The organism is Mesorhizobium sp. M2A.F.Ca.ET.037.01.1.1, assembly GCF_003998075.1.
GTDB lineage: Bacteria > Pseudomonadota > Alphaproteobacteria > Rhizobiales > Rhizobiaceae > Mesorhizobium.
The window spans coordinates 1-2582 of record NZ_RZSA01000923.1; the positions used below are offsets into that span (position 1 = coordinate 1).

A 2582-nucleotide genomic window follows, 5' to 3' on the forward strand; every position below is an offset into this window, starting at 1 on the left:
CGCCTGCATAGCCGACGCCGAGCCGGATCGAGTTTCGCACGCCGGCATCGACCTTGCCGCGCGCCATCACCGAGCCGTCCAGCCAGCCCTGGAACCAGCGCGTCAGGAAATAGCCGATGATGAAGACGACAATGCCGCTGAGGATTCCGAGGAAAGAGATCGTCACCGAACCGATCGAGACGCCGGTCGCCAGCTTATAGGCCCAGGCCTCGATATCGCCGGGCTGGAAACCCCACATCAAAAGGATCAGCGGCAGGAAGACCACGACGATCATCAGGTTGATGGCGATGCTGACCACCAGCCCGAGCTGGTCGAGCGCGGTATCCTCGTAGCTTGAATTTTCCGAAAGCCAGCGCCCGACCGAAGTGTCGGCGAAGCCGCCCTCCTCGCCGATCGCGCGCGCCGAGAGGAAACCGATATAGGCCGTCACCAGGACGGTCCCGGTCACCACGACCTGGAACGCGACGAAAAGCGACAGGCCGATATAGCCGAGCAATGCCGCGGCAATGGTGAACAGGCCGAGCCCGACGGCAAGGAAACGAAGCCAGGCCGGCCAGGGACGCCATGAGCCGTCCTGCGCCTTGAAAGGCTTCAACCATCCCATCAGGATCAGGATGACGCCGATGATGATGGTTGCGATAAAGCTCCTGGCGATCGTCAGCGAAAGCGGAGAGCCCATCTTCTCGTTGACGACCGACAGGAAGTAATTCAAGCCGAGCACCAGGGCCATCGCGGTCGTCAGCCCGACGAGCCAGCGCGCCGGCCCCGTCGCGACCGGGATCAGGCGCCAGTTGGGCAGCCGTGGCTCAAGCGCAGCGTTGGTCAGCCGGTTGACGCAGAAAACCATGCCGATCACCGTCAGCAGGGCATTGAGAAACGTGCCGATGTCGCCGCGCAGCACATTGTAATAGTTGAAGAAGAACACGGCCGAGGCGAAGAAGACGCCGAGCGCCAGGGTCGGCAGCAGCGTCGACCAGAAGGCGACCGACAGCCGGCTGAGATAGGACGGCTCCTCGACGGTTGGGTCGGCCTCGAATATGCGGCCGAACAAGCGCCTGCCGCCGATCAAGAGCACGGCCGCCAGCGCCAGCGCCATCAGCGTCGCGGCAAGGATCGCCTGGAACTTGAATTTGAGGGCGAAGCTCAGCCAGGACGACACCGCCTTGTAAAGACCCGAGATCTGGTCATGCGCGTCGGAAAAGGCCTGCGGGCTCAGCGCGTCGTTCAGATCATAATGTTTGGTGATGACGCTGCGGAAAAGCTCGCTGCGCATCACTGAGATCTTGTCGACCAGCCCGTTGACGCGGACCGACAGATTCTGCGCGCTGGCGACGACCGCGTTGATCTCGGCCTTCTCCGAGACAAGCGCGCTGCGCTCGTTGCTGACGATCGCCGGCTCGGGCGGCTGCCCCTGTGCCGGAGGCGGCCCAAGCACTTCGACGCGGGCGTTGATATCGTTGAGGCGCTGGCGGAATGCCAGCGCGCTGGTCAGCGCCGCCCGCGAAATATCCTCGAGCTGCAGGCGGATATCGACCAGCCCCGCATCGTCCTGGTCGGGGTCGCCCAGTCTCTTCTCCAGCCCGTCCGTCTTGGCCGTCAGATCCTGGATGACCTTGGTCTGGTCGGCGATGAGTTGCGCCGAGCCGTGGCCGATCGCCTGCGCCGACGCGTCGAACACCGGCTGCCCTAAGACAGCGACGATGACGACCAAGATCAGGCGCAGCAGGCGGAAAAACATGGCGTTGTGGCGACTCGCGGCCGAAAATCCTCGAAATTCCGCCCTTGATAAAGACCGGTCTATCGGGCGGCAAGCCGTCCCGGTCGCGTCGAGCGGAGTCGGCCTGTCGAAAAGCGATGGCGCAATCTTGGCTTTGCGCTTCCCGCCTGCTCTATAGTCTGCCGCCTCGCATCATAAGGACGATGGGAAGAATGGCCGAATATTCAGCCTTTTCGCTGCTCAAGAATGCGCTGGCCGGCAACAAGGATTGGAAGCCCGCCTGGCGGAAGCCTGACCCCAAGGCTTCCTACGATGTGATCGTCATCGGCGGCGGCGGGCACGGTCTTTCGACCGCCTATTACCTTGCCAAGGAACACGGCATCACCAATGTCGCCGTGCTGGAAAAAGGCTGGCTGGGCTCGGGCAATGTCGGCCGCAACACGACCGCCGTGCGCTCCAACTATCTCTTGCCGCAGAACACCCGCTTCTACGAGCATTCGATGAAGCTGTGGGAGAACCTTTCGCACGACCTCAACTACAATGTCATGTTCTCGCAGCGCGGCTGCCTTAACCTTGCGCACACCCCTGCTCAGCTCGACGATTATGCAAGGCGCGGCAACGCCATGCGCCATCTCGGCGTCGACGCCGAACTGATGAGCGTCGAGCAGATCAAGCGGCTTGTGCCGGCGCTGGATGTCTCCGGTTCGGCGCGCTTCCCGGTGCTTGGCGGGCTGATGCAGCCGCGGGCCGGCACGGCCCGGCACGACGCGGTCGCCTGGGGCTATGCGCGCGGCGCCGACCGCCGCGGCGTCGACATCATCGAGAATTGCGAGGTCACCGGCTTCCTGCGCGACGGCGGCCGCGT

General features: G+C 63.6%; 2 protein-coding genes. One reads left to right on the plus strand and one right to left on the minus strand.

Annotated features, from left to right (window positions below; translation table 11 throughout):
* Positions 1–1738 (minus strand): mechanosensitive ion channel family protein (locus tag EOA27_RS31365; RefSeq protein WP_145970657.1); only part of this gene is annotated, 1738 nt, incomplete at its 3' end.
* A 191-nt stretch (positions 1739–1929) separates the two neighbouring features.
* Between EOA27_RS31365 and EOA27_RS31370 the strand changes: the two genes are divergently transcribed.
* The coding region (locus tag EOA27_RS31370) for an FAD-dependent oxidoreductase (RefSeq protein ID WP_127258089.1) at positions 1930–2582 on the plus strand (653 nt) is incomplete at its 3' end.